General features: G+C 69.8%; 23 protein-coding genes and 1 pseudogene. 11 read left to right on the top strand and 13 right to left on the bottom strand.

Annotation, left to right across the window (positions count from 1 at the left end; genetic code table 11):
* Window positions 1–35 precede the first annotated feature (35 nt).
* Window positions 36–1,655, top strand: a complete 1,620-nt coding sequence (locus tag H2041_RS16695; protein WP_293414640.1) for a peptide ABC transporter substrate-binding protein — start codon at window positions 36–38, stop codon at window positions 1,653–1,655.
* A gap of 168 nt (window positions 1,656–1,823) precedes the next feature.
* Here the strand turns inward: H2041_RS16695 and H2041_RS16690 are convergent, their stop codons facing one another.
* Window positions 1,824–2,375, bottom strand: a complete 552-nt coding sequence (locus H2041_RS16690) for an NACHT domain-containing protein (RefSeq protein ID WP_293414638.1) — start codon at window positions 2,373–2,375, stop codon at window positions 1,824–1,826.
* A 4-nt stretch (window positions 2,376–2,379) separates the two neighbouring features.
* Window positions 2,380–3,603, bottom strand: coding sequence for a CoA transferase (locus tag H2041_RS16685; protein ID WP_293414636.1), 1,224 nt, complete (start codon window positions 3,601–3,603; stop codon window positions 2,380–2,382).
* Window positions 3,604–3,693: 90 nt separating this feature from the next.
* Here H2041_RS16685 and H2041_RS16680 point away from each other — a divergent pair, with 90 nt between their 5' ends.
* Both H2041_RS16680 and H2041_RS16675 read left to right on the top strand, forming a co-directional pair.
* Window positions 3,694–4,860 (top strand): acyl-CoA dehydrogenase family protein, encoded by a 1,167-nt coding sequence (locus H2041_RS16680; protein ID WP_293414634.1) that lies wholly within the window; start codon window positions 3,694–3,696, stop codon window positions 4,858–4,860.
* Window positions 4,857–5,633: an enoyl-CoA hydratase/isomerase family protein gene (locus tag H2041_RS16675; protein WP_293414632.1), complete on the top strand. Its 777-nt coding sequence runs from the start codon at window positions 4,857–4,859 to the stop codon at window positions 5,631–5,633. Before H2041_RS16680 ends, H2041_RS16675 begins: the two co-directional genes overlap by 4 nt.
* Window positions 5,634–5,636: 3 nt before the next feature.
* Here the strand turns inward: H2041_RS16675 and H2041_RS16670 are convergent, their stop codons facing one another.
* The 3 genes and pseudogenes from H2041_RS16670 to H2041_RS16660 form a co-directional block, all read right to left on the bottom strand.
* Window positions 5,637–6,731, bottom strand: a complete 1,095-nt coding sequence (locus H2041_RS16670; RefSeq protein ID WP_293414696.1) for a glycosyltransferase family 1 protein — start codon at window positions 6,729–6,731, stop codon at window positions 5,637–5,639.
* 171 nt (window positions 6,732–6,902) lie between these two features.
* Window positions 6,903–6,989, bottom strand: a pseudogene (locus H2041_RS16665) (TetR family transcriptional regulator); the annotation flags it as partial.
* A 193-nt stretch (window positions 6,990–7,182) separates the two neighbouring features.
* Complete coding sequence (locus H2041_RS16660) at window positions 7,183–8,004, bottom strand: UDP-2,3-diacylglucosamine diphosphatase (protein WP_293414630.1); 822 nt, start codon at window positions 8,002–8,004, stop codon at window positions 7,183–7,185.
* 141 nt (window positions 8,005–8,145) lie between these two features.
* On the opposite strand from H2041_RS16660, the gene H2041_RS16655 reads away from it, so the two are divergent.
* The 3 genes from H2041_RS16655 (at window position 8,146) to ribB (ending at window position 11,886) form a co-directional block, all read left to right on the top strand.
* Entirely contained in the window at window positions 8,146–8,781 is a 636-nt protein-coding gene (locus tag H2041_RS16655) for a TetR/AcrR family transcriptional regulator (RefSeq protein WP_293414628.1), read from the top strand.
* Window positions 8,782–8,901: 120 nt separating this feature from the next.
* Window positions 8,902–10,659 carry a class I adenylate-forming enzyme family protein gene (locus tag H2041_RS16650; RefSeq protein WP_293414626.1) on the top strand — a complete coding sequence of 586 codons (1,758 nt, stop codon included), beginning with the start codon at window positions 8,902–8,904 and terminating at the stop codon, window positions 10,657–10,659.
* A gap of 69 nt (window positions 10,660–10,728) precedes the next feature.
* Complete coding sequence (ribB, locus tag H2041_RS16645) at window positions 10,729–11,886, top strand: 3,4-dihydroxy-2-butanone-4-phosphate synthase (RefSeq protein ID WP_293414624.1); 1,158 nt, start codon at window positions 10,729–10,731, stop codon at window positions 11,884–11,886.
* A 146-nt stretch (window positions 11,887–12,032) separates the two neighbouring features.
* On the opposite strand, the gene H2041_RS16640 is transcribed toward ribB, so the two are convergent.
* Window positions 12,033–12,575 carry a hemerythrin domain-containing protein gene (locus H2041_RS16640; protein WP_293414622.1) on the bottom strand — a complete coding sequence of 181 codons (543 nt, stop codon included), beginning with the start codon at window positions 12,573–12,575 and terminating at the stop codon, window positions 12,033–12,035.
* Window positions 12,576–12,831: 256 nt separating this feature from the next.
* On the opposite strand from H2041_RS16640, the gene H2041_RS16635 reads away from it, so the two are divergent.
* Window positions 12,832–13,593, top strand: a complete 762-nt coding sequence (locus H2041_RS16635) for a hypothetical protein (RefSeq protein ID WP_293414620.1) — start codon at window positions 12,832–12,834, stop codon at window positions 13,591–13,593.
* A 104-nt stretch (window positions 13,594–13,697) separates the two neighbouring features.
* Window positions 13,698–14,333, top strand: coding sequence for a trimeric intracellular cation channel family protein (locus H2041_RS16630; RefSeq protein ID WP_293414618.1), 636 nt, complete (start codon window positions 13,698–13,700; stop codon window positions 14,331–14,333).
* Window positions 14,334–14,355: 22 nt separating this feature from the next.
* On the opposite strand, the gene H2041_RS16625 is transcribed toward H2041_RS16630, so the two are convergent.
* Together H2041_RS16625 and H2041_RS16620 are read right to left on the bottom strand one after the other, a co-directional pair.
* Window positions 14,356–15,129: a molybdopterin-dependent oxidoreductase gene (locus tag H2041_RS16625; RefSeq protein ID WP_293414616.1), complete on the bottom strand. Its 774-nt coding sequence runs from the start codon at window positions 15,127–15,129 to the stop codon at window positions 14,356–14,358.
* Complete coding sequence (locus tag H2041_RS16620; RefSeq protein ID WP_293414614.1) at window positions 15,126–15,962, bottom strand: cytochrome b/b6 domain-containing protein; 837 nt, start codon at window positions 15,960–15,962, stop codon at window positions 15,126–15,128. Before H2041_RS16620 ends, H2041_RS16625 begins: the two co-directional genes overlap by 4 nt.
* 123 nt (window positions 15,963–16,085) lie before the next feature.
* Here H2041_RS16620 and H2041_RS16615 point away from each other — a divergent pair, with 123 nt between their 5' ends.
* On the top strand, window positions 16,086–16,268 hold the full coding sequence (locus tag H2041_RS16615; protein ID WP_293414612.1) for a hypothetical protein: 183 nt from the start codon (window positions 16,086–16,088) through the stop codon (window positions 16,266–16,268).
* An 86-nt stretch (window positions 16,269–16,354) separates the two neighbouring features.
* Window positions 16,355–17,290: a thioesterase family protein gene (locus H2041_RS16610; protein WP_293414610.1), complete on the top strand. Its 936-nt coding sequence runs from the start codon at window positions 16,355–16,357 to the stop codon at window positions 17,288–17,290.
* On the opposite strand, the gene H2041_RS16605 is transcribed toward H2041_RS16610, so the two are convergent.
* Both H2041_RS16605 and dapB read right to left on the bottom strand, forming a co-directional pair.
* Window positions 17,287–18,738, bottom strand: coding sequence for an amidase family protein (locus H2041_RS16605; protein WP_293414608.1), 1,452 nt, complete (start codon window positions 18,736–18,738; stop codon window positions 17,287–17,289). The genes H2041_RS16610 and H2041_RS16605 overlap by 4 nt on opposite strands.
* Window positions 18,735–19,514, bottom strand: a complete 780-nt coding sequence (gene dapB / locus H2041_RS16600) for a 4-hydroxy-tetrahydrodipicolinate reductase (protein ID WP_293414694.1) — start codon at window positions 19,512–19,514, stop codon at window positions 18,735–18,737. The genes H2041_RS16605 and dapB overlap by 4 nt, the downstream gene beginning before the upstream one ends.
* Before the next feature lie 253 nt (window positions 19,515–19,767).
* Here dapB and H2041_RS16595 point away from each other — a divergent pair, with 253 nt between their 5' ends.
* Window positions 19,768–21,894 carry a TonB-dependent siderophore receptor gene (locus tag H2041_RS16595; protein WP_293414606.1) on the top strand — a complete coding sequence of 709 codons (2,127 nt, stop codon included), beginning with the start codon at window positions 19,768–19,770 and terminating at the stop codon, window positions 21,892–21,894.
* 39 nt (window positions 21,895–21,933) lie between these two features.
* Here the strand turns inward: H2041_RS16595 and H2041_RS16590 are convergent, their stop codons facing one another.
* The 3 genes from H2041_RS16590 to H2041_RS16580 form a co-directional block, all read right to left on the bottom strand.
* Window positions 21,934–22,350 (bottom strand): DoxX family protein, encoded by a 417-nt coding sequence (locus tag H2041_RS16590; RefSeq protein WP_293414604.1) that lies wholly within the window; start codon window positions 22,348–22,350, stop codon window positions 21,934–21,936.
* Between the two features lie 98 nt (window positions 22,351–22,448).
* Complete coding sequence (locus tag H2041_RS16585) at window positions 22,449–24,209, bottom strand: hypothetical protein (protein WP_293414602.1); 1,761 nt, start codon at window positions 24,207–24,209, stop codon at window positions 22,449–22,451.
* A complete protein-coding gene (locus H2041_RS16580) occupies window positions 24,206–25,963 on the bottom strand; it encodes a hypothetical protein (RefSeq protein ID WP_293414600.1) in 1,758 nt (585 codons plus the stop codon). The genes H2041_RS16585 and H2041_RS16580 overlap by 4 nt, the downstream gene beginning before the upstream one ends.
* Window positions 25,964–26,245 lie beyond the last annotated feature (282 nt).

Below are 26,245 nucleotides of genomic sequence, written 5' to 3'. Positions count from 1 at the left end.
GCGTCTATGGGCCAAAGTTCCGGAGTCGCCGCCTCTTGCCCCTCTCGCCGCTGCGCCTGCTCGCCCCGCTCCTCGCCGCCCTGGCGCTTGTCGCCTGCCAGGAGGGGCCGAGCCGCCCGGCCTGCCCCGCGGGCGAGACCTGCCTGGAGTTCGGCAACAACACCGAGCCGGCGACGCTCGACCCCCAGCAATCCAACCTGATCGACGAGTTCCAGGTCATCGGCGACCTGAACGTCGGCCTGACCACCGATGCGCCCGACGGCGCGCCGATCCCGGCCCTGGCCGAACGGTGGGAGACGAGCGCCGACGGCCTCGTCTGGACCTTCCATCTGCGCGAGGCGAAGTGGTCCGACGGGACGCCGATCACGGCCGAGGACTTCGTCTTCTCCTACCGGCGCATCCTCGCGCCCGAGACGGCCTCGATCTACGCCTATCTCGTCACGCTTCTGAAGAACGGGGCGGCGGTGAACGCCGGCGAGGCCGCGCCCGAGACGCTGGGCGCCCGGGCGCTCGGCCCCCGCACCCTGGAGCTGACGCTCGAACATCCCGCCCCGTACCTGCCCGAACTGCTCAAGCACCTCTCCTTCTTCCCCGTGCCCCGGCATGTGGTGGCCGAGAAGGGGGACGCCTGGGTGCGGCCCGGGACCTATGTGAGCAGCGGGCCCTACCAGCTCGTCTCCTGGCGGCTGGGCGAATACATCGAGGTGGCGAAGAACCCTCACTTCTGGGACGCCGAGGCGGTCTGCGTCGACCGCATCCGCTACTATCCGACGCCCGACCAGGTGACCGCCGAACGCCGCGTGGCCGCCGGCGAGCTCGACATCAACACCGGCTTCCAGTCCAACCGGCTGTCGCGCATCGAAGAGGCCATGCCGGGCTATGCGCGCACGCACATCTCGCTGGCCACCTCCTACCTCTCCTTCAACACCCGGGACGTGGCGGCCTTCCGCGATCCCCGGGTGCGCAAGGCGCTCTCGGCGGCCATCGACCGCGAGTTCATCGCCGAGAAGCTCCTGCGCGCCGGCCAGGTTCCGGCCTTCGCCTTCGTGCCGCCGGGCACGGCCAACTATGTCGAGGACGGTCCGACCACGAGCTTCGCGGACATGGGATTCGAGGCCCGCCAGGACCTCGCGCGGCGCCTGCTGGCGGAGGCCGGCTACACGCCCGAACGCCCCCTCAAGATCGAGATCAAGACCGGCAACACGCCCGACACCACCCTGATCATCCAGGCGATCCAGGCCGACTGGCAGGCGATCGGCGTCGACGTGGCCCTGGTCCAGAACGAAGGCCAGATCGCCTTCGCCGCCTATCGCATGCGCGACTTCGAGGTCGGCGCCATGAGCTGGTACGCCGACTACAACGACCCGCTGACCTTCCTGGAACTGCTGAAGTCCGACACCGGTCCGCAGAACTACGGCGACTATTCCAACCCGCGCTACGACGCCCTGCTGGCCGCCGCCAACGCCCAGCCCGACCTCGAAGCCCGCGCCCGCCTGCTCGCCCAGGCCGAGGCGCTCATGCTGTCGGAGGACGCGCTCGCCCCCATCTACTTCGTGGTCAACAAGGCCCTGGTGAACCCCCGCGTCACCGGCTGGGTCGACAACATCGCCAACTTCCACCGCGCGCGCTGGCTGTGCGTGAAGGGGGCGGGATAACCCCCTCCGGCCCTCCGGGCCACCTCCCCCTCGATGAGGGGGAGGATCGGCTCGGCAGTCGCCGCAAGCTCTGTGCGACGAGATGCTCCCCCTTCCAGGGGGAGCTGCCGCCGAAGGCGGCTGAGGGGGTCTGCTGCCGCGCAAAGCAAGTCTCACGCACGCAGGACCTCACCCGCCCGTCCACACCCGCTTCAGCTCCTCGACCAGAAGATCGGCCTGCTTCGGCTCGGTCAGCCGGGAGCGGGCGAGATGGGCGAAGCGGGGCTCCTCCAGGCGGGCGGCATATTCGCGTTTGCGGCGATGGTAGGTGTTCCAGGACCAGCGGATGGGATGGTCGCGTCGGAGCCACATCGAGAAGGTCTCGCGGTTGCCTGTGCCGGGCCAGAGCTCCTTGCGATCGACCGCTCGAACGAAGGATCGCCAGATCACCCGGCGCATGACCACATGGCGAGGATAATCCAGCCAGACCACGTGCGTGGCCCGCTCCCAGACCCTGTCGCGGACGGAGGAATAGTTTCCGGCCAGAACCCAGGCGGCCTGCACGATCGCCGCCTCGACCCGGCGGGCGAACTCCGGCCGGTCGGTTTCGTTCAGGGCGACCCAGCCGGGCTGATGATTGATGGCGTCCAGCTCGATCTGCGGCAGGTCGAGCGCGCGCGCCAGCCGCCCGGCGAGCGTCGTCTTTCCGGAGCCCGAGGTTCCGACGACAGCGATACGCACAGCCCTATTCCGGCGCCGTGCGCGGCTGGACTTCGCCGAAGACCTCCTCGGTCTGTTCGCCCAGGCGCGGGGGGTGGCGGCGGATGTTGGCCGGCGTCTTCTCGAAGCGCACCGGCGGGCGGACGGTCTTGTAGGGGCCGATGTGCGGGTGGTCGTAGCGCTCGAAGAGGCCGACGGCTTCGATGTGCGGATCGCTTTCCAGGTCCTCGAAGCGGTTGGTCTTCTGCACCGGGATCGACAGGCCCTTGAGCAGGTCCAGCCACTCGGCCGTCGTCCGCGTGGCGGTCACCTCCTCGACCAGGCCGTAGAGCTCGCGGGTGTGCTTGGCCCGCTGGGCGTAGTCGGAGAAGCGCGGATCCTTGGCCACCGTCTCGCCCCAGCCGGCGACCTCGAAGAACTGGTCCCACTGCCGGTCGGTATAGGGCAGCAGTCCGATATAGCCGTCCTTGGTGCGGAACGGCTTGCGGTTGGGATTGGTCACCCGCTGATAGGTCCACTGGCCGGTCGGCGGCTCGTAGGCGTGGTCGTAGAGGTTCTCGACCAGGTTGAAGCTGGTCACGCATTCCAGCATCGGCACCTCCACGAACTGGCCCTCGCCGGTCTTCTGGCGGTGGAACAGAGCGGCGGTCAGGGCCTGGGCCATGAAGAGGCCCGAGACCTTGTCGGCCACCAGCGTCGGCAGGATGCGCGGCGTCTCGTTCCCGTCGGTCCGCGGCAGGAGGTCGGCCAGGCCCGAGGCCGACTGGATCAGGTCGTCATAGGCCGGCTCGCCCGCATAGGGACCGTCCGAGCCGTAGCCGGCGGCGTGCACATAGATGACGTCGGGCCGGATCGCCTTCACCGCCTCGTAGTCGAGGCCCAGACGCTTGAGCCCCTCATATCGGATGGAGGCGGCGAAGACGTCGCAGCTGGCGATCAGGGCCTCGAGCCTGGGCCGCAGATCAGGATCGCGCAGGTTCGCCAGGACCGAGCGCTTGTTGCGGTTGATGGTCAGGAAGATGGGGCCCAAGTCCCGCGGCGCGCCTTCGGGCGTATGGCCGGCCCAGCGCATGATGTCGCCGCCGTCGCCGCGGCCCGAACCGGGATCCTCCAGCTTGATCACGTCGGCGCCCTGATCGGCCAGGATCTGGGTCGCATAGGCGCCGAAGACGACGCTGGTCAGGTCGAGGATGCGAACGCCGGCCAGGGGACCCGTCGCCTCGCTCGCCAGTTGCTTGCCTTCCGCCACGGACGCTCTCCCTTATGGATTTTCACCGGTTATGCTGCCGGAAAGAGACCGCGCCAAGCGACGAACCGGCAAGAAACAGAGGGAGCGCCCGTGGATTTCGCCCTGTCCGACGAGCATCGCATGCTCAAGGAGCTGACCGCCCGGTTCGTGCGCGACGAGCTGACGCCGCTGGAGGCCGGCGTCCTGGCTCGCGAGGCCGAGGGGAAGGGCCTCTACCTGGCCCCCGAAGAGCACGCCCGGCTCGACGAGGTGTCCAAGTCGCTCGGTCTCTGGGGCCTGGATGCCCCCGAGGACGTCGGCGGCTCGGACCTGCCCTACGTGGCCATGGTCGGCGTCGGCGAGGAGATGGGCCGCACCGTCGTCCCCTACACCCTGCCGCCGGACAGCCCGAACCTGCGCATGCTGATGGCGACGGTGAACGAGCGCCAGCGCGAGGCCTACCTGGCGCCCTATGTGCGCGGCGAGACCGTCTCGGCCATCGGCATCTCCGAACCCGGCGCCGGCGCCGATCCCGCGGCCATGACCACCAGGGCCGTGCGCGACGGGGACGACTGGATCATCAACGGCCGCAAGATCTGGATCACCCGGGCGGCCGACGCCGACTTCACCATCCTGATGGCCGTGACCGACGCGGAGAAGAAGGCCCGCGGCGGCATCTCCGCCTTCCTGGTGGACCGCGACGCCCCGGGCTTCAACGTCCTGCGGCGCATCCCGATGATCGGCGGGCAGTACACCTACGAGGTGGCCCTGGACGACTGCCGGGTCGAGGGCTGGAAGCTGCTCGGCCAGGAGGGCGCCGGCTTCGCCCCCATGCAGATCCGCTTAGGCACCCGGCGGATCGAGATGGCCGCCTGGTCCATCGGCATGGCCCAGCGGGCGCTGGACATGATGGTCGAGTACGCGCCCCAGCGAACCACCTTCGGCGCGCCGCTTTCGGAGCGTCAGGCGATCCAGTGGTGGGTGGCGGATGCGGCGACCCGCATCCACGCCGCCCGGCTGATGACCTATGACTGCGCCTGGAAGCTCGACCAGGGCCGCGACGTCCGGGTGGAGATCTCCATGATCAAGGCCTACGCCACCGAGATGGCGTGGGAGGTGGTCGACCACGCCATGCAGACCTTCGGCGCCATGGGCATGACCAAGGAGCTGCCCCTGCAGCTCATGGCCTCGCGCCTGCGGACCATGCGCATCTATGACGGCCCCACCGAAGTGCATAAGTGGGTGGTGGCGAGAAACCTTCTGGGGACCCGGCGATGACCAAATCCGACCATCTGGTGGTGAGCGTTCAGGATCATGTGGCGACGCTGGTCTTCCACCGCCCGCCGGCCAACCACGTCTCGGTGGAGCTGGTCGCCGACCTGGCCGACACGCTGCTGGCCTTCGATCGCGATCCGGCCGTGCGCGCCACCGTGCTCGCCAGCGAAGGCAAGCCCTTCTGCGCCGGCGCCGACCTCGCCTCGCCGACCGGCATCGGCGGGTCGGGCATGGGCGGGGTCTCCGAGCTCTACGACCAGGCCGTCCGCCTCTTCTCGGTGGAGAAGCCCATCGTCGCCGCCGTCCAGGGCGCCGCGGTCGGCGCAGGGCTCGGCCTGGCCCTGGTCGCCGACTTCCGCGTCGCCTCGCCCGATGCGCGCTTTTCGGCCAACTTCGTCAAGCTCGGCTTCCATCCGGGCTTCGGCCTGACGCACACCCTGCCGCGGGTGGTGGGCGCGCAGCGGGCCGACCTGATGTTCCTGACCGGCCGGCGGGTGCGGGCTGAGGAGGCGCTGGCCTGGGGCCTTGTGGACGAGCTGGTTCCGGGCGAGGAACTGCGCCAGTCGGCCTTCGCCCTCGCCGCCGAACTGGCGGAGAACGCCCCCCTCGCCGTGGTCGCCACCCGCAAGACCCTGCGCGGCAAGCTGGCCGAGGCGGTGCGTGCGGCCACCGCTCACGAGCACGGTCAACAGACCGTCCTGCGGGCCACCGAGGACTTCGCCGAGGGGGTGCGGGCCGTCGCCGAGCGCCGTCCCGGCCGGTTCAAGGGCCGGTAGGCCTCAGGCGGCCTTGGGCCTGCGGCGCACGCGGGCGAGACGGCGGAGCCGACGCCAGAAGCGGGTCTTCTCCGGTTCGGGATAGGGCTGCAGATTGCGCACGAAGTCCTCGGCGCAGGCCTTCCACGAGAAGGTCTCGGCGAAGGCGCGGACGGCCTTGCGGTCGAGCGCCAGGGCCTCCAGGCAGGCCTCCTTCAGCCCCTCGGTGGCCGAAGCCGCCAGGGCGCCGGCGCCCGAGCCGGGGATGATGTCGATCGGCCCCGGCGCCGGATAGGCCGCCACCGGCGTGCCCGAGGCCATGGCCTCCAGAATGACGAGGCCGAAGGTGTCGGTGAGCGAGGGGAAGACGAAGACGTCGGCGCAGGCGAAGTGGGCCGACAGCTCCTCGCCGAACTTGGAGCCGGTGAAGACGGCGTCGCGGTAACGCTCGGCCAGCTCGTCCTTCTGCGGTCCGTCGCCGACGACCACCTTGGTGCCCGGCAGGTCGAGGTGCAGGAAGGCCTCGATGTTCTTCTCCACGGCGACGCGGCCGACATAGAGGAAGATCGGCTTGGGCAGGTGGGCGAAGATGTCCTTCTCGTCCTCGCGCCTCGGGCGGAAGACCTCGGTATCGACGCCGCGCGACCAGGACGAGATGTTGCGGAAGCCGTGGCGGGTCAGCTCGTCGCGCATGGTGGGCGTCGCCACCATCAGCCGTCCCGACGGGCGGTGGAACCAGCGCATATAGGTGTAGCCCACCGACAGGGGCACGGGCAGGCGGGCCGAGACATATTCCGGGAAGCGGGTGTGGTAGCTGGTGGTGAAGGGCAGCTTCCATTCCACGCAGATGCGCCGCGCCGCCAGGCCGATCGGGCCTTCCGTGGCGATGTGGATGGCTTCCGGCTCGAAGGCCTTGAAGCGCTCCTGCACCGGCTCGTAGGCGGCGATGGCCACCTTGATCTCGGGATAGGTGGGTAGGGGCAGGGTCTTGAACTGGTCGGGGCGGATCACCTCCACCTCGTGGCCCAGCTCGCGCAGCTCCTTGACCACGCGGGTCAGGGTGCGGACCACGCCGTTGACCTGCGGCTCCCAGGCGTCGGTCGCCAGCAGGATGCGCATGGGCCGCTGCACGTCGTCGGCGGCCGCCTGGGCGGGCTCCCACATGCGCTGGGCGGGCGACCGGGCCGGCGGCGCGGCGGCGGGCGGCGGTTCGGGCGCGCGGGCGGCCGGTCCGGCCAGGCCGGGATCGGTGGCCTTGGCCTGGGCCCAGGCGAAGAAGGCGCCGAGCAGGGCTTCGCGGGTGGGGAAGTGGCGGTAGACGGTCCGCTCGCCCACGCCGGCGTCCTTGGCCACGTCGGCGAAGGAGAGCTCGTCCATGGGGCTGGATTCCAGCCGGCGCCCCACCGCCTGCAGGATCTGATCGCGGGTGACCGCCTTCTGGCGGTCGCGGGCGTTGGCGGCGGGTTCGTCGCCCGGCGCATCGCCGGGAAGATCGGAGTCGTCTTCGCTCATGACAGTCCCACTGTCACGAGTTTCGGGGCAAGTCAACGCAAGGCTGCGGCCGAACGCCTCAGGCCGCGGCCGGCTCCGGCAGGCGTTCGGCGTCGGCGTCCCGCGGCAGGCTGCGCACCGCCGACCAGGAGCGCAGCTTGGCCCACTCCAGGATCTCCAGCCGGCCGTCCATATGCTCGACCAGGGCGGTGCAGCTCTCCACCCAGTCACCGTCGTTGATATAGAGGATGTCCTCGATCTGGCGCATCTCGGCCTTGTGGATGTGGCCGCAGATGACGCCGTCCACGCCGCGGCGACGGGCCTCCTCGGCCACGGCCCCCTCGAAGTCCTCGATGAACTGCAGGGCGTTCTTCACGCGCGTCTTCAGATAGGCCGACAGGCTCCAGTAGCCGAAGCCCATGCGGCGCCGCACACGGTTGAACAGGGTGTTGGCCGCCAGCAGGCCGCGGTAGCTCCAGTCGCCCAGGAAGGCCAGCCACTTGGCGTGCTGCACGACGCCGTCGAACTCGTCCCCGTGCGTCACCAGATAGCGCCGGCCGTCGGCGCCTTCGTGGATCGCGTCCCGCGCCACCACGACCCCGCCGAAGTGGATGCCGCAGAAATCGCGCACCCGATCGTCATGGTTGCCGGGAACATAGATGACGTTCACGCCCTTCCGGGCCATGCGCAGGATCTTCTGCACCACGTCGTTATGGGCCTGCGGCCAGTACCAGCCGCTCTTCATCTTCCAGCCGTCGACTATATCGCCGACCAGATACAACGTGTCGCACTCGATATGCCGGATGAAATCCAGCAACATCTCCGCCTGGCAGCCGCGGGTGCCGAGATGTACGTCCGAGATGAAGACCGTTCGATAACGGCGGATTCCCAAATCACCCACTGGACGCCTCCAGAACGGCCCCAACTGTGCGTCGGGTAGGCTGATTGCGTGTCGCTTTGATGAAACCGCACTGCAACACTGGCGCCGCAGCATAGCTCGCCATATGTCAGCCGAACTTTGATCGGATCATCCCGCCCACCGATGGACGCCCGCACCTATCCCGCCAAGGAGACTCCGAAGTCTCGCCGCACCCGCGCCCGCATTCTGGACGCGGCCATGCGCCTGTTCGCCGACATCGGCTATCACGCGGCCACCAACGCCATGATCGCCGAGGCGGCCAACCTGACGCGCGGGGCGATGCTCTATCACTTCTCCAGCCGCGAGGAGCTGGTGGAGGCGGCGGTGGCCCATATCGAGGTGGAGCGCGCGCGCCTGTTCGAGCAGGCCGCCTCGACCCCGGCCGCGCCGGGGGTGGACGCCGCCGAACACGCCATCGACGCCTACTGGTCGCTTCTGCACGAGACGCCGTTCGTGGCCTTCGCCGAACTGGAGGCCGCCGCGCGCACCGATCCCATGCTGCGCACGCGCCTGGCCAACGCGCAGAGCGCCTTCGACCGCAACCAGGTCGGCGAACGCTTCCTGGCCCTCGCCCAGGCCGGCAGCGACCCGCGCTTCCAGACCAGCCGCGACCTGGGCCGGTTCCTGCTGGAGGGCCTGGCCCGCGGGGCCATGACCTATGACGAGGAGGCGCGAAAGCAGCGCCTGCTCGCCGTCGTCAAGCGCGCCGTCCGCGCCCTGAACCGCAAGGGCGAAGCCCAGGACCTCTGGGTCGACTGAGGCCGACCGGCCGCTGCCGCACGCCAGGCCGGGGCTTGCCTCGGACGGCCGGCTCGTCTTTCTGGGTCCGACGCGCCGCGACAAGACGGCGGGCAGACAAGTCGAGGACCCAGGACCCCCATGACCGAAACCGCCGCCAAGCCCTGGCCTGTCGTCTCCATCGCGGAGGCCCATGCTCAGCTCACCGCGCCCGGACAGCGCTTCGAACTGGACGAGGCGGTGATCGACGGCGTGCCGACCAAGGTCTGGAAGAACGCCCCGCCCACCCTGCGCGACGTGCTGCTCAACGGCCGCGCCTTCGGCGAGCGCGAATTCCTGGTCTATGAGGACGACCGCGCCAGCTTCGAGGCCTTCACCCGCGCGGTCGTCACGCTCGCCCACCGGCTGCAGGCCGACGGGGTGAAGAAGGGCGACCGCGTGGCCGTGGTCATGCGCAACCTGCCCGAATGGCCCGTCGCCTTCTTCGCCGCGGCCATCGTCGGCGCCGTGGTCACGCCTCTGAACGCCTGGTGGACCGGGCCGGAGCTGGAGTTCGGCCTGGCCGATTCCGGCGCCAAGGTCGCCCTGGTGGACGACGAGCGGCTGGAACGGATCCTGGCCCATCTGGACGCCTGTCCCGATCTCGCCCGCATCTATGTCACCCGCGCGAGTGCGCTGCCCGCCGATGACCGCCTCGCCCGGCTGGAGGACGTCATCGGCCCGGTGAACGGCTGGAAGACCCTGGCCGACCAACCCCTGCCCGATGTGGACCTCGCCCCCGACGATCTGGCGACCATCTTCTACACCTCCGGCACGACCGGACGGCCGAAGGGCGCGCTGGGCACCCACCGCAACCTGACGGCCAACATCATGGCCTCGGCCTGCGCCGCGGCCCGCGGCTTCCTGCGCCGGGGCGAGCCGGTCCCCGAGCAGGATCCGCACAAGCTGCCCCAGCGGGTCTATCTGCTGGTGGTGCCGATGTTCCACGTCACCGGCTGCAACGCCACGCTCTCGCCGGCGATCAATTCGGGCGCCAAGCTGGTCCTGATGCGCAAGTGGGAGCCGGTGGAGGCCATGGGCCTGATCGAGCGCGAGCGGGTCACCAACACCGGCGGCGTGCCGACCATCGCCTGGCAGCTGATCGAGCATCCGGCCCGCAAGGATTTCGATCTCTCGTCGCTGACCACCGTGGCCTATGGCGGCGCGCCCTCGGCGCCCGATCTGGTGCGCAAGATCGTCGAGACCTTCCCCGGCTCGGCCCCGTCCAACGGCTGGGGCATGACCGAGACCTCGGCCACCTGCACCACCAATATCGGCAAGGATTACGAGCACCGCCCCGACAGCTGCGGCGTCGCCCCGCCGCCCTGCGAGCTGAAGATCGTCGATCCCGCGGACGGGGTCACCGTCCTGCCCCCCGGCCGGGTGGGCGAGCTGTGGGCCAAGGGCCCCAACATCGTCAAAGGCTACTGGAACCGGCCCGAGGCCACGGCCGAGACCTTCGTGGACGGCTGGGTGCGCACCGGCGATCTCGCCCGGCTGGACGAGGAGGGCTTCTGCTTCATCGTCGACCGGGCCAAGGACATGCTGATCCGCGGCGGCGAGAACATCTACTGCGTCGAGGTGGAGAACGTCCTCTACGACCATCCCGACGTGATGGACGCGGCCCTGATCGGCCTGCCCCACCGCACCCTGGGCGAGGAGCCGGCCGCCGTCGTCCATCTGCGCCCCGGCGGCGCGGCCACCGAGGACGAGCTGCGCGCCTTCGTCCGCGAGCGGCTGGCGGCCTTCAAGGTCCCGGTGAAGGTGGCCTTCTGGCCCGAGACCCTGCCGCGCAACGCCAACGGCAAGATCATGAAATCCGAGCTGAAGACCGCCTTCGAGGAGACTGCGGCGAGCTGAACCATTGGTCGGGACCGTCCGGTCCCCTACATGGCAGGCAAGAGCTCCGGCGAGACCGAAGGTATCTGAATGACCCATCCGCCCCGCCCGGCCAATGCGCCGGTCCCCGTCGCCGTCCCGGCCGCGGACTCCCTCCAGGGCGCCATTTCGCCCATCGAGGACATCATCGAGGACGCCCGCAACGGGCGGCCCTACATCCTGGTGGACGCCGAGGACCGGGAGAACGAGGGCGACGTCATCATTCCGGCCCAGTTCGCCACGCCCGAGCAGATCAACTTCATGGCCCGCCACGCCCGCGGCCTGATCTGCCTGTCCATCACCGCCGAGCGGGCCCGGACCCTGCGCCTGCCGCCGATGACGGCGGACAACGCCTCGGGCCACGGCACCGCCTTCACCGTCTCCATCGAGGCCCGCGAAGGGGTGACCACCGGCATCTCCGCCCACGACCGCGCCCACACCATCGCCGTGGCGGTGGACCCGACCAAGGGCCCGGACGACATCGTCTCCCCCGGCCACGTCTTTCCGCTCGTCGCCAAGGCCGGCGGCGTGCTGGTCCGCGCGGGCCACACCGAGGCGGCCGTCGACATCTCCCGTCTGGCCGGCCTCAACCCCGCCGGCGTGATCTGCGAGATCATGAAGGACGACGGGACCATGGCCCGCCTGCCGGACCTGGTCGCCTTCGCCCAGACCCATGGCTTGAAGATCGGCACCATCGCCGACCTGATCGCCTACCGCCGCCGCACCGAGCGGCAGGTGGAGCGGGTTCTGGAGACGCCCTTCGAAAGCGCCCATGGCGGACGCTTCCGCATGATCGTCTACCGCAACATCCTCGACCGCACCGAGCATGTGGTCCTGACGCGCGGCCGCATCGAGCCGGACCGGCCGACCCTGGTGCGCATGCACCGCGTGGACTTCGCCGCCGACGTGCTGGGCCAGGCGGGGGGCCGCAAGGACCTGGCGCCGCGGGCGCTGGAGGCTCTGGCGGCCCATGACGGCGCAGCCGTCGGCGTCTTCATCCGCGATTCCGACCCGGCCTGGCTCTCCAACCGCTACGGTGAAGGCGCCGCGCCGCGGGAGGCCGACGTGCTGCGCGACTACGGCATCGGCGCCCAGATCCTGCTGGACCTGGGCGTGCGCGACCTCGAGCTGCTGACGAATTCCCAGACCGTGCTGCCGGGCTTCGCCGGCTACGGCCTGCGCATCCTGGGCCGCCGGGCCCTGGTCTGAGGCGGCGATCCCCCTCCGGCCCTTCGGGCCACCTCCCCCTCCGAGAGGGGGAGGATCTGCTCAGCGGATTTGGCAAGCGGGGCGCGAAAGATGCTCCCCCTTCCAGGGGGAGCTGTCACCGAAGGTGACTGAGGGGGTCTACGGCCTTAGGCCGGCGGGGTCGGGGGCTCGCCGTGGAGCACCTCGGCGCCCTTGAAGGAACGCGTCTCCGGCTTGGGCAGGCCGTTCTTCTCGATGTCGGCCTTCAGCTCTTCCTTGCGCGCCTTCATCCGCTCGCCAAGCTCGGCCATGTCCACGTCGGTCTTGCGGCACTGGGCGAACATGCCTTCCTTGGGCTGCTCCTCCTCCTTGACGTGGTGCTTGATCTCTTCCGACAGCACCGAGACCTTGGCGTCGTAGAAGGCGTCGTCGGGATCGCCGGCCATCAGCTCGGCCATCAGCACCTTGGCGCCGTCGTGCTCCACATAGCCTTCGTCGAGGATGTCGTCTTCGATCTTGCCCCGGAAGGTGGGGTAGAAGATCTCTTCCTCGAGCAGGGTGTGGATCGTCAGCTCGGTGCAGATCTGTTCCACCAGCTTGACCTTCCGGGCCTTGGTGGAGGCCTTCTCGAACTGTTCGAACAGCTCCTCCACCTCGCGGTGGTCGGCCTTGAGCAGCATGATCGCGTCGGTCTTCTCGGACTTCGCCACGGCGTGTCTCCAGATTGGTGTGCGTCTTGGCCGAACAACGCGCCGTGCTGACGTTTGGATGCTTGGTCGGGTGGGCGACTCCCTCCGGCATTGCCAAGCCCGCGGGGTTTCGGCCAATCTGGGAAAAAGCGGCGTCGCCCACCTCGGCCTCGCCCCGTTCGCGCCATTTCACCGCGGCCCCGCGCCGCCGCCCATTTCGATCACGACCTCTTTTCCCAGACCTGTTTCCCAAGACCTTTTCCCGAGACCTCTTTCCATGACCGAGATCATCGTCCCGCGGCAGTTCCGCGGCCCCCCGATCACCGCCAATGGCGGCTATATCTGCGGCGTCCTGGCCAAGGCGGTCGGCGGCAAGGGCAGCGCCATGCTGCGTTCGGGCGTGCCGCTCGACACGCCGGTGCGCCTGGAGGCGGACGGCGCGGGCGGCGTCTCGGCCCTGGGCGCCGAGGGCCAGGTTCTGGGCGTGGCCAAGCCGGCGTCGGACGAGCAGATCCCGACGCCGCCGCCTTCGCCCGGCGTCGAGGCCGCCCGCCTGGCGGCCGCCGCCTCGCCGTTCGCCAGCCGGTCGCTGCACCGCGGCTGCTTCTCCTGCTGCATCGAGCGCGAGCAGGGCGAGGGGCTGGGCGTCCATGTCGGCCAGCTGCCGGGCGCCGAGCCTGGCGTCTGCGTCGGCCTTTGGACGCCGCACGCCAATTTCGCCGAGGCCGACGGGACCGTGCCCGACGAGATCACCTGGGCCGCGCTCGACTGCTCGGGCTCGATGGCCTGGTGGATCAAGACCGGCTCGCCCGTGGGCCTTCTGGGCACCATGGCCGGCGAGGTGCTGGAAAAGCCCAAGGCCGGCGAGACCTATGTGGTCATGGCCTGGGCGCGCGAGAACGAGGGCCGGAAGTTCTTCTCCGGCGTCGCCCTCTATGATGCGGCGGGCAAGGTCGTGGCGCAGAGCGGCCAGATCTGGATCGGCCGCCCGCCGGGCGCGCCGGCGCCGGCGCCCCTGACCTCGGCCGCCGCGGGCTGACCTCTCCCCCGCGCGGGCCCCGCCCCTGCCGCTCGGCGAGGGGGGCGGGGCTTGCCGGGCGCGCCGAAACGGGGCTTGTGGGGCGCAGGGCACGGGAGGATGCGGTGGAAGGCCTCGACGCCACCTTCATCTGGCTGGACTACGCCGCCGTCTTCGTCTTCGGCGCTTCCGGCGCCCTGGCCGCGGCCCGACGCAAGCACGACATCGTCACCTTCACCTTCTTCGCCGCCGTCACCGGCGTGGGCGGCGGCACCCTGCGCGACCTGCTGATCGACGCCCCGGTCTTCTGGGTGGTGCGGCCGCAGTACCTGCTGGCGGCGCTGGCCGCGGCCGTGGCGGTCTGGGCCTTCGGCGCGGGCAAGGCGCGGCTCGCCATACTCGGCTGGCTCGACGCCCTGGGCCTCGCCGCCTACGCCATCGTCGGCGCGGCCAAGGCCCTGGCCTTCGGGGTCCCGGCCGGGGCGGCCGTGGTCATGGGGGTGCTGACGGCCACTTTCGGCGGGGTGCTGCGCGACGTCCTGGCCGAGGAGCCCTCGGTGCTGCTCAAGCGCGAGATCTATGTCTCAGCGGCCCTGGTGGGCGCGGCGGTCTTCGTGGCGGCCCAGGCCCTGGGCGCGCCGGAACTGCCGGCCAGCCTGGGCGGCTTCCTGGCCGCCTTCACCGTCCGCGCCGGGGCGATCCTCTTCGGCTGGTCCCTGCCGGGCTTTCCGGGCCGCACGCCGACCGACGACGAGGGTTGAAGGCGAAGCCGCGCGGGTCGCCTCAGACGCCGGCGTACCACGCATAGCCCCGGTCCTCCCAGAAGCCGCCCTGGCCGCCTCGGAAGGCCTCGAAGCTCTCCACCGCCTCGATCCGCATGACGTACTTGGCGTGTTTGTAGCCGAGCTGGCGCTCCACCCGCAGGCGCACGGGCGCGCCGTACCTCACCGGCAGGGGCGCGCCGTTCATGTCGTAGGCCAGGATGGTCTGGGGATGGAAGGCGTCCACCAGATCGATGCTCTCATAGTAGCGCCCCGTCTCGCCCGGGGCGTTGGGGTCGAGGGTGTCGGCGCAGTGGAAGATCAGGTACCTGGCCTGCGGGCGCAGGCCCGCCTCCTCCAGCAGGGCCGCGAGCCGCGCGCCCGTCCACTGGCCGATGGAGCTCCAGCCCTCGACGCAGTCGTGGCGGGTGATCTGGGTGCGCGCCGGCCGGGCGCGCAGGTCCGACAGGCTGAGCGACAGGGGCCGCTCCACCAGGCCGTCGATGATCAGCCGCCAGCTCTCGAAGCCCTCCGCCGCCAGGGCCTTATAGGCGGGATCGCCGGGATTGGTCGTGCCGTTGGCGCGGAAGTCGTCGGAGATGTCCTTGGGCTCGAACTCCTTGGCCAGGGAGGTGCGCGACAGCAGGGCCCTCTGCGTCGCCAGGGTCAGGTCCTCGGCCCTGGCCAGCGTCGCCTGCACGGCCTCGCTGCGGTTCAGCCGGTCGCAGCCGGCCAGGACCAGGCCCATCAGGCTGGCGCCCGCGCCGGACAGCAGGCGGCGTCGGTTGGCGGTCATCGCGCCTCTCCCTTCCGGATGGCGTAGCGGCCGGTGATCATGGACCGCAGATTGTTGAGGGGTCCCGAGGCGAGCACCATGAAGAGGTGCACGGCCACGAAGAGGACGATCAGGACGGCGCTGATGAAGTGGATCGTCCGGGCCGACTGCCGCCCGCCGAACACCTCGAACACCAGGTGGGTGACCGCGTTGAACCCCGGCGACATGGCCAGGCCCGTCGCCAGCATCAGCGGCAGAAGGACGAAGATCACCACGAGGTAGCTCAGCTTCTGCAGGGTGTTGTAGCGCGCCGCCCGTTCGTCCCTGGGAAAGCGCAGCCGGGAGTGGTCCTTGACCTCGTCCCACAGGTGGCGCGGGGCGAGCTCGGCCCGCCGGGGCGCCAGATCGCGACGGACGTGGCCGCCGGCGAAGCCCGCCGCGAGATAGACGAGCCCGTTCAGCACGAACAGCCAGGCGAAGAAGAAGTGCCATCGCCGCCCGTCGGCGAGCGAACGGTAGCTGGGGAGGGTGGCCCACGACGGAAAGCCGCGCCTCTGGCCGTCGGAATAGCCGAACACGCCGGTGGTCTCGATCCGCACCGGGCCGATCTTGGTGACGCCCGCCAGCTCGCCGCCCCGGCGCTCCGCCGTCATGGCGACCCACGGCCGGTCGAAGTCCGACTTGGCCCCCCAGTACAGCGCCGGATGGGCGTTGAAGATCTGCAGGCCCGAGCCCAGCAGGAAGAAGAGCGCGGCGACATTGATCCAGTGGGTCAGGCGCACGAGCAGGCTGTGGCGGCGGATCAGGACCCGGCCGGCGGCCGGCGCCGCGGGGGCGTTTGGCGATGCGTCCATGGAGCTCTCCCTCGCCGGCTTCTTCGCCGCCTGCGCCCGCAAGGTTACGCGCCCTGATCAAATCGAGGGAACAGGGCCCGGCCCGCGCACGCTCCGAAAGGTACGCAACCGAAGGAGCGAAAGATGGCCGAAAAGCAGCCTGTCGACCGCAACGCCCAGGCGCGCGCCGAACCCATGCGCACGCCGGTGGAAAACCCGCCGCCCGAAAAGCCCGTCCGCAGCCAGGAGGAGATGGTCGAGCGCACCGGCCGTGCGCCGGAGGTGACCGGCGAGACCGAACCGGACCCGAAGACCTCGGGCCAATAGGCCGCGCGACCCGCCCCGGGCGTTGCCGCCCGGGCGCGGGCGCCCGTAAGGTCCGCCCCGCCCCTGTTCGGGCGGGAGGGACGCGCATGGTCTGGCGAGACGGCATCGAGGTCTGGGTCGGCGGGGTCAACACCTGGGAGTGCGATGAGATGGGCCATCTCAACGTGCGCCACTGGGTGGCCAAGTCGATCGAGGCCCTGGGCGGGCTGGCCGCCGCGCTCGGCATGGAAGGCGCCTTCGCCGCCCAGGCCAAGTCGACCCTGCTGGTCCGCGAGCAGCACATCCGGTTCCTGCGCGAAGCCAAGCCCGGCGCGGCGCTGTCGGCCCGCGGCGGCGTGCTGGCCATGGGCGAGGCCGACGCCGTCCTGCTCATCGTCATCCAGCATCCGGACGGAACGCCGGCGGCGACCTTCCGCACCGTGGTGCGCCACGCCACCGCCGACGGGTCGGTGGTCTTCCCCTGGCCGCGCCGCATCCTGGCCGCCGCCGAGACGCTGAGGATCGATCCGCCGGACTTCGCCGCGCCGCGGTCCATACGGCTGGACCCCGTGACGGCGACCGCGGCCGGGGCCGCCGAGGCCGAGCGGCTCGGCCTGAAGCGTATCGGCCTCGGCATGATCGGGGCGCCCGATGTGGACGCCTTCGGCCGTATGCGGCCGGAGATCTTCATGGGCAGGATTTCCGACGGCATTCTCCATCTGCTCGGCGCCGACCGCGGGCTCTCGAACGGCGAGGGCGAACAGGGCCCACGCATCGGCGGGGCGGCGCTGGAATACCGCCTCGTCCATTTCGGCTGGCCGCGCGCCGGCGACCGCTTCGAGCTGCGCTCGGCCACCGCCCATGTGGAAGAGCGCTACCGCCTGCTGCGCCACTGGTTCATCGACCCAGCCACCGGCCGGGCCTGGGGCAGCGCCGAGAACGTCGCGGTCGGCTTCGACCTGGACGCCCGCAAGGTGGTCAAGCTGTCGCCCGAGGCCGTGGCGGCCCTGCAGGCGACGACGGTCCGGGAGATGTCCCTCTAGGCCTTCAGCTCCGGCGCCGAAAAGCCGCGGACGTTCTCGTCGATCGCCTGGGCCAGGCTCAGCAGGCGGGCGTCGCCCCCGTGCGGGCCGATGAGCTGGACGCCCACCGGCAGGCCGTCGGCCGCGGCGCCGGCCGGCACGGTGGTCACCGGCAGCAGGCAGGCGGTGGCGAGCGCGATCCAGCCCAGCATGGTGACGTAGGGAACCGTCTCGCCGGTGGAGAGGGTCAGCTTTCGGGCGGCGAAGCCCTTGTGGTCGTGCGGAAAGGCGGTCACGGGGGCGACGGGGGCGAGAATGGCGTCGAACCCGCCCAGCGCGCCCTCCATCTCCTGGCGCAGGCGGGCGCGCACGGCGTCGGCGGCCAGCCATTCGCGATGGCGGGCGGTGTAGGCCAGCGCCGTGGTCGCCCAGGAGAAGGGATCGGCCCCGGCCGCCTTGGCCATCCTGGCGGGCCCCCGCAGCAGCTCCAGGCGGCGCAGCTCCTTCTCGGGCATGTCGGCGCCGATGATCGAACCCAGCAGCACCATATAGGCCTCGAGCAGGGTCTCCACGTCCACCGGCGGGGAAACCGCCTCCACGGTCGCCCCGGCGGCGGCGAGCTCGCCGGCGAAGGCCTCGATGACCCGGCGCACCTGCGGATCGAGGGGCAGGCCCGGCGCCTCCAGCCACAGGCCGATCTTCACCTTGGCCAGGTCGGCGGGCGGCGCCTTGGGGGAGACGCCCCCATCGCAGATCACCGACAGCAGCAGACGCAGGTCCCGCGCCGAGCGCGCCATCGGCCCCACCACATTGAGGTCCGGCTCCTGCCATGAGCCCGGCTTGGGCGGCACATGGCCATGCTGGGGCACGAGGCCCCAGGTCGGCTTGTGCGAGAAGACGCCGCAGAAGTGGGCCGGCACGCGCAGGGAGCCGCCGATGTCGGAGCCGATCTCCAGCGGCGTGACCCGGGCGGCCAGGGCCGCCGCCGCCCCGCCCGACGATCCGCCCGGCGTCCGCGTCGGGTCCCAAGGATTGTTCGTCGTCCCGTAGAGCGCGTTGAAGCTCTGCCAGTCGCCGGCCATGACCGGGACATTGGTCTTGCCCCAGACGACCGCTCCGGCCCGGCGGGCGTGGCCGACCACGGTGGCGTCCTCGGCCTTGCGGCGGCGGAACGCCTCCAGCCCGGCCGAGGCCGGCATGCCGATGACGTCGAGCGTGTCCTTGACGGTCATGGGCAGGCCGGCCAGCGGCCCCAGCTGGACGTCGTTGGCCCGGTGGTCGTCGATCGCCCTGGCCCGTTCCAGGGCCCGCTCCAGGTCGGCGGCGACGACGGCGTTCAGGGTCTTGTGCGTCTGCTCGTGGCGGGCGAGGGCCATCTTCAGGAGCTCGACCGCGCTCACCCGGCGCGCGGCCAGGAGGGTGAGCTGGCCGCTGGCGTCGAGATCGAGCAGGTCGAGATCGGGGCTCATCGGCGGCTCCTCAGACCCAGCACGTCGACCATGTCGTAGGCGCCGGGCGGCTGGCGCACGGCCCAGAGCGCCGCCTCCACCGCCCCGCGGGCGAAGAGGCCGCGGTCGCGGGCCGAGTGCGACAGGGTCAGGATCTCGTCCTGCGCCGCGAAGAGCACCGAATGCTCGCCGATGATGCCGCCGCCGCGCTGGACGGAGAAGCCGATCTCCCCGGCCGGCCGCTCGCCGGTGATCCCGTCGCGCACGCGCCGGGCCACCTCCGCCAGGGCCACGCCCCGCCCGCGGGCCGCGGCCTCGCCGAGCATCAGGGCGGTGCCGGAGGGGGCGTCCACCTTGCGGCGGTGGTGGGCCTCCACGACCTCGATGTCGTAGTCGGCCGCCGGCAGGGCGCGCGCCGCCTGCTCGACGAGGCCGAGCAGCATGTTGACGCCCAGCGAGAAGTTGCCGGCCCGCACGATGGGGATGGTCTTCGCCGCCGCGTCGATGGCGGCGATCTGGTCCTCGTCGAAGCCGGTGGAGCCGATGACCAGCGCCACCTCGCCGCGGGCCGCGCAGGCCCGCGCCAGGTCGGCGGAGGCCGCCGGCGTCGAGAAGTCGATGACCGCCTGGGCGGCGGCGAGCGCCTGGTCGCGCTCGACCACGCCCTCCCCTTCGGCGCCGGGACGGTCGAAGCGGGCGAAGACCTCGCAGTCGTCGCGAAGGTCCACGGCGGCGGCGACGGCCCGGCCCATGCGGCCCAGGGCGCCGGCGACGGCGATGCGGATGGGGGCGGTCAGGGCGGATCTCCCGGGCGAGCTGGACACCGACCTGGAATGTCGCGCGCCGCCGAGCGAGGTCAAGCGAAAGGCCTGCGGGGGGCCCGTCGCGGCGCGTCCGCACCGTGTACGGACTGTGGCGCCAAAGTCGCGCTCGACGACAGCGGCGGCTCGGCGGCCATCGGCGCTTGTCGGGGCCGGCGAGGCTTGTTACTGCGAATTATTCGCATGCGCGATCGACGCGGCGGGCGTCAGGCTCGCCGGAGGGGATATGATGAACTTCAAACTGAGCTTGCTCGCGGGCGTCGCGCTCCTGGGCTTTGCGGGCGTGGCGAACGCCCAGACCGACACCACCGTCCAGGGCGTCGTGGTCACGGGCCGCTATACGGTCGACGAGGAGATCGACACCGCGACCGGGCTTGGCCTGTCGGTCCGGGAGACGCCGCAGTCGGTGACCGTCATCACCCAGCAGCGGATCCGGGACCAGAACCTGACGACCATCGCCGATGTCGTGCGCAACACCGCCGGCGTCTCGGTGGTCGAGGTCGACGACGTGCGCAACGTCTTCAATGCGCGCGGTTTCGAGATCAAGAACTACCAGATCGACAGCGTTCCCCTGTCCTGGAGCCTGGCCGGGGATTCCGGCGAGACGATCGTCGACATGTCCATCTATGAGCGCGTGGAGATCGTGCGCGGCGCCACCGGCCTGCTGACCGGCGCCGGCGACCCGTCCGCCTCCATCAATCTGGTGCGCAAGCACGCCGACGCCCGCGACTTCCAGGGCGCCCTGACGGCGGCCCTGGGCAGCTGGGACAAGCGCCTGATCGAGGCCGACGTGTCCGGCGCGGCGAACGGCGGCGCGATCCGCGGCCGTCTGGTCGCCAAGTACGAGAACCGCGACACCTATTTCGACCGGCAGAACACCGAAAAGCACGTCTTCTACGGCGTCGCCGAGGCCGACCTGACCGAGTCCACCCTGCTGCGCGTCGGCGCCAGCCGGCAGGACACGGCGCCGAACGCCGCCTTCTGGGGCGCGCTGCCGACCTTCTACACCGACGGCGGCCGCACCGACCTGCCGGTCTCGACCAACACGGCCGCCGACTGGGCCTATTGGGACACGACCAACACCAACTATTTCGCCAATCTGGCGCACACCTTCGCCAACGGCTGGAACGTCTCGTTCAACTACAACCGCCTGATCAACGAGCAGGATTCCCAGCTCTTCTACGTCTATGGCGCGATCGACCGCGCCACCGGGGCGGGCGCGGCGACCTGGCCCTACAAGAGCGTCGGCGAGACGACGCAGGACAGCTTCGACGTCCAGCTGCACGGCGACTTCCCGCTGTTCGGCCGCGCGCACGAGTTCACCCTGGGCGCCCTGCACAGCAAGCAGGAGTCCGACGTCGTCAACTTCGCCGCCGGCGGCCCCAACGCCTTCCTGCCGCTGACCAGCCTCTACGCCTTCGACGGAAACTTCCCGAAGCCGGACTTCGCCACCACGCCGACGCTCTACACCGACAACGAGACCGAGCAGACCGGCGTCTTCGCGGCCACCCGGCTCAACCTCACCGACGCGCTGAAGGTGATCGGCGGCGTGCGCCTCTCGAGCTGGGAACGCAGCGGGATCAACGGCGGCGCGCCCGACAACTACAAGGCCGACGACGTCACCATCCCCTATTTCGGGGTGCTCTACGACCTGACCCCGTCGCACCGCCTCTACGGCAGCTACACCGAGATCTTCCAGCCGCAGAACCTGCGCGACATCAACGCCCAGGTGCTCGAGCCGATCACCGGCAAGGCCTATGAGATCGGGCTGAAGAGCGCCTATCTGAACGACGCCCTGCAGTCGACGGTGGCCGTCTTCAAGATCCAGCAGGACGGCGTCGGCCAGGCCACCGGCCAGATGGTGCCCGGCTCCACCCCGCCCGAGCAGGCCTACGCCCCGGCCGACGGCGCCGAGAGCGCCGGCTTCGAGGTCGAACTCGTCGGCCGCCTGCGGCCCAACTGGGACCTGAGCGCCAGCTACGCCCAGTTCGAGGTCGAGGACGCCACGGGGGCGGAGGTCAACACCGACCAGCCGCGCAAGAGCTTCGCCCTCTTCACCACCTACCGGTTCGAAGGCCCGCTGGAGGGCCTGAGCCTCGGCGGCGGGGTCACCTGGCGCGACACCATCTATTCCCTGGCCGCCAATCCGGTGAGCGGGGCGCAGGAGCGGATCGAGCAGGACGCCTTCGCCCTGGTCAATCTGATGGCCCGCTACGACGTGACCGACGCCGTCACCGTGCAGGTCAATGTCGATAACCTGTTCGACGAGACCTATTACAGCCAGATCAGCTACTTCAGCCAGTACCGCTACGGCGCGCCGCGCAACGTCACGGCGTCCCTGACCTACCGGTTCTAGGGACTCCGACAGAGGGCGGGCCGCCTCGGCGAGGCGGCCCTAGCCCCTGCGGACCCGCCGGCCGAAGGGCCAGTCCGTCACCCCGCCGGCGAACAGGGCCCACCAGACGATCACCGGCTGAAACGCCAGCCGCGGCCCGTGATAGGGCCACCACGCCCCGGCGCCGCCGGCCGCCACCGCGTCCAGGGCGTGCTTGATGTTCGCCGGATAGACGCACACCGCATAGAGGGCCAGCCCCACCGCCGCCGCCCGCCGCAGCCGCGGAACCGCGCCCAGAGCCCCCGCCCCTGCGATCTCCGCCACCCCCGTCGCCGCGATCACGGCCTGCGGCCACGGAACCCAGCCCGGCGTGATCCCGAGGAACGGCGCCGGGTAGGCGAGGTGCAGGACGCCGGCGGCGAGGTAGGCGGCGGCCAGGATGAGGCGGAGGACGAGGCGGGAGGTTTCGAGGGTCATTGGGCGTAGCGCTCGTCGCCGGGAGCGGCGGCCGAGGTGGCGGCAACACCCGCCCTGCAAAACGGTACCTTCAGGGAATGGTCGAATGACTTGACCTGCTACCCGCCCACTGGGCGTGAGCCATCGGCGGGAGGCGCAGTCGCGGTTCCGTCCGCCGCCTCGTTGGCTTCTGGGGCAATCGCCAGTGCCTTGACCCAGAAGCCAGGCGGCACTGGTAGCCGATGGTGTCGACAGGCCACCAGAACGACCGGCCAGAACCCCTCCGCGAAGGCCGACAGCCCGTCCAAATGCTCTGCGACCCGATCAGCAGCGCTATTCACAATGTCGAACAGTGCGGCACCGTCGCCGTCTATAGGCAAGTCGGCAATAGCATAGCCATGAGCCGCGTCATTTACATAGAGGTGCGTCTCGCTGGTGTGGTCCGGGGACCAAAGCTGCATGGTGCAATGCCCCAAGTCCTTGGCGACCATCTCGCTCAGCATCGCCAATTCGGCAGTTAAACCCAATAGCCTAGCCCAAAGCGCGAGGGTAGGGATGAGGATCGACCCTTTTGTCATCTCCTCGAACTCATCGTCGCTCCTGCCACGCGGATGTTCGACAAGATCGCGATAGTCGCTCGATGTCAGAGGGTACCGCGCGCGGGCGCGGACTGCGTAACTGAGCCGACCGATGAGGTGTTCGATCCAATTGCGAATTGGCCCGCCATCGGCGCCCGTCACCAAGGCCGCCTGCAGGAAGATGGCGATGTCGATCGTCTGATCGTCGCGCACAGGCAGCAGAAGCCCCGCGTTGTTTTCGATCATCGCATAGCCGGCCTTCAGGACGGCGAGGCAGTGGGCCTCGAAGTGCTCTTTGGCCTTGCCCTCGGCCCGCTGACTCATGAACTTGAGCCAGATCGCCAGAAGGCCGATCCGGCCCAGCATGTCGAAGAGCGCGAGGTTCAAGTCGATGGCGTCGCTGCTGCGCACGGCCGCCGACACTCCGTCCTCGATCAGCGCAGCCGGAATAATCTTGCGCTCAAGCAGTTCAGCGGCCGCTTTGATGTGGAGGTCCGCGATCTGGCCAACGGCGTTCAGTAGCGCCTTGCCGTCCTTGGAGGTGGGCTTGGCGATGCCGCGACGAAGTTCCCAGGCGTAGAGCAACGCCAACTCTGTCGCGCGATAGGCCGCTTCGACATTGCCAGCGCTGCGGGCCCAGACAAACAGAATCCAAGCGCACAGGCTGAGCTGGCGGGCGCTCAGGACCCGCGCCTTGGCGTTGGCGCGCCCAGCTGACAACAGCTGGTTCGCCACCTTCCGGAAGTGCTGGTAGGAGACGTCCGGCTCATCGACCAGCGCCACCGCCTTGCGAAATCCGCTCCGCATTGCCTCAGGCAGCACCTGCTCGCGCAGCAAACCTTCCAGCAGCAGGTCGGCGATGCGGCCGCCGTTCCACTCCTCATAGCTGACACGGGCGGTGGTGTTGTTGGTCATGTAGCCGGCGACGACGTCGCGGATGTCCTCGCGAATCTCGCCACCGAAACAGAGGCAGATGACCACCTTGGCGTCGCGGTACTTCGGCGGAACCCGGTTCGGCAGATAACTGTCGCGGATTTCGTCCAGGGACGGGCGAAGGGCCTGGTCCTGCGGCCCGTTCCACTCGGTTCGCGACAGGTTTCCCGCCTTCAGGGAGAAAAGGTAGAGGATTTCCTCGCCTTCGACCTTGCGGACCGCGGCGATATCGACCCCGCGCTGCTGGGTGCCCCGGCGGGGGCGCGAGATCACGTTGTAGCCGAGTTCGGTTAGCAGGTCGGGCAGGATGGCGTCGAGTTCTGCGCGTTCTTTCAGCGAGGCTAGGTAATCGACGATCAGCAGTCTCATTGCGGCCTCGCCTCTCCGCGGAAACGGACCAGCATCAGCTGCAGACCGATGGGATCGAGCATGTCGAGGCGCGGCAGAGTCATCGTGACCGAATGCGTGCCGAGCTCCATCTCCATGGGGCGCCGGGGGCCTCCATCGAGGTCCTCCACGTAGCTCAGGGACCGGGTGCCGTAGAGCAAGGTCGAGTGACGTACGAGGTTGAAGAACACCGATTGGGCGCGCGCCGCCTTGTGGGCCGCTTGCATCTGATCGACGTGGTGCAGGTGTTGGATGCGCCGGTGCTGATCCGACGGGGTGAGTTCCGGGATGGCAGGCATGGCTTTGAGGGCGTTGAGATAGCGCTCGTTCTCACCCAGCGCAGCGTTCACCCACGGCTTGGCGGGATCGTCCTTGGGCAGATCCGCGAGGGTTTCACGCATCTCCGGATAGTTGCGCAGCATCGGGTACGCCAGAAGCCCCGCCACGTTGCGGGCCGTCACTTGGTCGCACACCCCCAGGATCGCCACCAACAAGCCGGTCGCCAGATGCGGTTGTAACATGAACCAGCCGACGGCCTTTCGTGCGAGATAGCCAAGCTCCACGGGCGTTTTCGGAAGGCCGGGCCGATCCACAGCCAGAGCGGCCTCATCGCGCTCCTGGCACCGCAGCACCTCGGTCAGGGCGAACCCCAGGGCCGGCTTGGCGGCAAGAAGCCAACTGACGATCCAGGCGCTCAGACGCTCCGATGGCCCCGAGAGGATCGCGTCCCAGACCGAGTTGAACGCGGTGGCTTTAAGCGTCCCCTGGTTCTTGACGAGCAGGTCTGCCAGGAATTGCAGGGCAGCATCGCCCTGACCGGCGTCGATCACAGCCTTCAGGCCCATATCGAGCTCGTTGGTGGTGCCCTTGTGCTCGGGATTGAGGTCTAGCAACGCCTGCAACAGCGCGGTTGCGACTTCAGGGCGCGTTGCGGCCGCGTGGGCCCACAGAACATGTGCAGCGCGATTGAGCGTACCGTCGCCGCGGCCGGATAGGGCCGCATTCAAGGACGTCAGCACCAAGTCGTTTTCGACGGGCGGCTCCGGGCTCGCGACCGACATCAGTGCTTCAACGCCATTGGCGCAGAGCATGTCGTTCTCGCCAGCGCCCAGGGCTTGCCCGATCGCGACGACGGACGCTGTCCGCGAGTCGAGATCAGGATCGGCCATCCGAGCCAAAGCGCTGAGCGCGCTGGCCCTCAGAAGCGGGTCATCCCGTTCCAGGAATGGCCTGACCCTGTGAGGGTCGCCGATAGCCTCCAACGCGAACACCAGCTGAGCCTTCGCTTGGCTGTCGTCGGCGTTGGCGGCGAAGATGACGGCTTCAGCTCGGGCAAGGTCTTTGCGCAGCCATTCCCGCAAGGCGCCGTTGGGCTGGTTGGCCGCCAAGTCCTCGCCCCCAAGCTTCACGAGCTGATCGACCGCGGCCAGCATGCGCGGAACCGGAACGTCCAGGCTCGGAATGGCCTCGTTGAAGAACTGCTGGACGTTGAAGAAGTCGTGCCCTCCGACCGCACCGACGTCGCCGTTCTCGATCAGCGACAGCAGATCCAACTTCTGATTGCCGGCCATCGCGCCGGCCCGGCGGCCTACGTCCCGGAACTGGCTGTAGTCGGCCAGGTCGAAGTAGCGAACGATCCTCTCGAGCAGCTCGCCGGCTTCGAACCAAGCGACCAGTTGCTCATCAGTAGGCGGCGCCGCATTGCGCGTCCGGCGGCCGCGCGGCGTTGGAGACATGGCGCCAAACCAATCCTGCGGTTGAGTCCTGCGGCCTAGCCTGTCTTGCCAAGCTTCAACTGTCCATTCGCACCGCCGCCTCTTCGCTCCAAATTTCGCTACGGCAAGTTGCAGCAAGCGGACCCTCCCAAGTCCGCCAACGAGCCTATTCAGCCCCGCCGGCCGTGCCCCCACGGCCACGCTTCCCGTCCAACGCCCCAACGCCCGCAATTCCTACTCCCCCGCACGGTTCTTGCAGTTGTGGCGCGGGGTTCGGGTCGGTAGGTTGCGCGCCTTCCACTC

This window comes from Phenylobacterium sp. (genome assembly GCF_013911965.1).
In the GTDB taxonomy this organism is placed as follows: Bacteria; Pseudomonadota; Alphaproteobacteria; order Caulobacterales; family Caulobacteraceae; genus Phenylobacterium.
The sequence above is the reverse complement of the archived record's forward strand: the minus strand, read 5'-3'. Positions and strand labels throughout refer to the sequence as shown.